Annotated in this window: 3 protein-coding genes; 2 read left to right on the top strand and 1 reads right to left on the bottom strand. The window is 36.6% G+C overall.

Annotated features, from left to right (window positions below):
• The first annotated feature begins 548 nt into the window (after window positions 1–548).
• On the top strand, window positions 549–758 hold the full coding sequence (locus D1151_RS16170) for a hypothetical protein (protein ID WP_161909556.1): 210 nt from the start codon (window positions 549–551) through the stop codon (window positions 756–758).
• A 134-nt stretch (window positions 759–892) separates the two neighbouring features.
• Window positions 893–1,195 carry a hypothetical protein gene (locus tag D1151_RS16175; protein WP_161909557.1) on the top strand — a complete coding sequence of 101 codons (303 nt, stop codon included), beginning with the start codon at window positions 893–895 and terminating at the stop codon, window positions 1,193–1,195.
• Window positions 1,196–1,573: 378 nt separating this feature from the next.
• Here D1151_RS16175 and D1151_RS16180 read toward each other — a convergent pair whose 3' ends face one another.
• Window positions 1,574–2,653 carry a site-specific integrase gene (locus tag D1151_RS16180; RefSeq protein ID WP_160203283.1) on the bottom strand — a complete coding sequence of 360 codons (1,080 nt, stop codon included), beginning with the start codon at window positions 2,651–2,653 and terminating at the stop codon, window positions 1,574–1,576.
• Window positions 2,654–3,152 lie beyond the last annotated feature (499 nt).

A 3,152-nucleotide genomic window follows, 5' to 3' on the forward strand; every position in this document is an offset into this window, starting at 1 on the left:
GCTTATGTTGAAATTGACGGCGTAAGATACTTCTCCGACTACTCCACAGTAGGCAACAGAATCTGGAAATAAGATTTAAACTAAATAAAAAAGAAAAAGAAGGTCGAGGTTCGACCTTCTTTTTCTTAAAAGCACTTGACGTTCTTAAATAATTATATCTTTTGAGCCAGTCAATATTATAATGGTCTTAACCCTAATACCTCTTTATTTTGAGGGTGTTTTATCTAAAGAAAGGAAAGAGATTAAGAAAAAGATACTAACCGTGATGCTATCTTTCGCTATGGTACTTTGTATGATACCTGGTATGGTGTTTGCCGAAGACACTCCCACTACTCCAATCAATGGCACAGCAATTACCTTAGCTCAATCTTCATACGAGTATACAGGGTCAGCAGTTGAACCCAAGGTTGCAGTAACTCTAAATGGTCACTATTAAATTAAAACACCGATTATACTGTTACATATAGTAATAATATAGAGTCTGCTGCGCTACTGCCTCTGCACCTCCTACTGTTACCGTAACAGGCAAAGGAAATTATTCTGGTAATATGACCGCTACTTTTACAATTACGCCAAAGGATATAGGCAAGGTCGTTTTAACCCACCCTGAAGCTTTCCCAATTGGAACTAAAATTACCAATATGGACTTTGTACTGAAGAACGGAACCGTTCCTTTAAATAAAGGAGTGGATTATACTGTTTCATTCAAAGATACAAGCCAGAGCGAAATAAAGCAGGGGCCCAAGAAGTTATTGTAACAGGTCAAAAGAACTATACTGAATCAAGAACCATCCTTGTAAAGGGTGGCACAGACATCAAAACATTTGTAGTAGACCCTATCAAAGAAGTTACCTATAATGGGACTGCACAGATTCCGTCAGTAATCGTGAGGTTGGCTGAAAATGCACCTGCACTGAGCACAAGTTATTACGACGTTACTTATTCCAATAATACTAACGCCGGAACCACAACCGTTACCATCACAGGCAAGAATGGCTACGCCGGAACATTAACTGCCACATTTACAATTATTCCAAAGTCCATCGAAAGAGCAACAGTATCTTCTATTGAAAATCAGGCAATTAACGGTGCACCGGAACCAAATGTGTGTGATGGCAGTAAAGAATTAAAGCTTGGTGCAGATTATAGACTTTCTTACAAGAACCACGAGCAGAAAGGAACTGCTACAGTTTAGATTACTGGTATTGGGAATTATAATAAATACACTACACGCCGTAATAATGAATATACGAGAACTTATACAACTCTAAAAAACAGAGTGAGCGGCAAAACTTACTACATTAAGGTTCGTGCTTATAAAACTCTGGATGACGGCACTAAGGTCTGGGGAGACTGGACAACAGTTCAGAAAATTAAAGCGAAGTAAAACAAGTTCATGTAAGCATTCTACATATTTTGACTATATACACAAATTCATGGATAAATATAAATTCGCTGTTTGATAAGCGTCTTTTTCGAGAGATTCTACAAAAATCGCTAAATTTCAAAAGAAGGTCGTAAATTGCGACCTTCTTTTTTAGTACTAGATTAGTACTTTTGATACTATTTATGTTCAATTTTCACTTCTCGTAATTTCCATATTCAGACGCTGCGCCATCTCTAATTGCCGTGTAGGAAACATATGTGCGTAATGTAGTGTAATGCTGATACTTTCATGTCCGAGTCTACCTGCAATATCGACTGGCGTAAAACCCAAAGATATCAGTAAGGATACATGAGAATGCCGCAAGTCATGGATTCGAATTCTTTTAACACTTGCATTCATAGATCCCCGATTCATTTCCGAGTGCAAAAAGCTTTTAGACATAGTAAAAACTCGTTTTGAAGAATCCAGCCTACGTTTTTTCTTCAGATAACGATAAAGTTTTTCTGCTAAATCCGCTGGCAGAGTGATAAACCTATTACTTCTTTCTGTTTTTGGCGCAGTAATGATATTCTGGCGCTGTAATCGCTGATAAGACTTATTGATATTTAGAGTATTGTTTTCAAAGTCGAAATCCTTGCCAGTAAGTGCGAGGAGTTCTCCAATACGTAAGCCGCACCAGTAGAGAATCTCAAAAGCAAAGTAAGAATCTTGATTATCTTCAATCGCATTTGAAAATCTCTGGTATTCCTCACGAGTCCAAACATTCATTTCCCGTCCCTTTTCACGCCCCATTCCGCCTGTTTGACGCACTGGATTGCTATGCAAACCATAGAGCCTTACTGCATGGTTAAAAATTGCGCTGAGTTGGTTTTGAATGGTACGCAAGTAAGTTTGAGAATAGCCAGACCCCTTTTCACTCCGATAGTTTATCATTTGATTCTGCCATTTTAATACATCTGCTGCCGTAATTTCCGACATAATTTTTCTGCCGAAAAAAGGTATCAGTTTCTGATCAATTACGTGCTCTTTAGTGATCCATGTGTTGTATCTGAGACGCGGTTTCATATCCTGCTTATAGATTTCTACGAAAGTTTTAAACGTAATGTTTAAATTCCCAGATTTAGTATCTATAAAATATCGTTCCCAAGCTAAAGCCTCTTTCTTTGTCGCAAAGCCTGTCTTCTTTTTCTTTATGTTTTTACCGCTTGCATCCCTATAATAAAATGATACATACCACGTTCCATTGTTGTTTTTATAAGCCGGCATAAAATTCCTCCTTCAAATAATATTTCAGCAACTTATTTTCATATTATTATAAACTAAAAATTTACAGTTGAAAGTCAGAATTTTGACACTATACCGTTTAATGATGTGATGGACATATGTACAAGTTATTAATAATTACGCCAAGCAGTACTAAATAAGTACTAAATAATGAAGTAAGAAAAGCAACTCCATTTAGTTGAGAATGCAAGAAAATTAGTATAGCAAGCAGTAAACAGCACTTAAACAATCTCATTGTAATAATAATTTGCATATCAGAATATATATTCGTTATATGCAAAATTATGGTGATTTTGTTCGCGAAGTAAGATCACATGAAATAGACTTTAAAACCGATTGCGTGCCCATCATACAAGAAAGCGAAGGTCAAAATTTTGACCTTCGCTTTCATTTAATTTGATTTGAAATCTTATTTCCAGATTCTGTTGCCTACTGTGGAGTAGTCGGAGAAGTATCTTACGCCGTCAATTTCAACATAAGC

The organism is Emergencia sp. 1XD21-10 (genome assembly GCF_009936045.1).
In the GTDB taxonomy this organism is placed as follows: domain Bacteria; phylum Bacillota; class Clostridia; order Peptostreptococcales; family Anaerovoracaceae; genus Senimuribacter; species Senimuribacter intestinalis.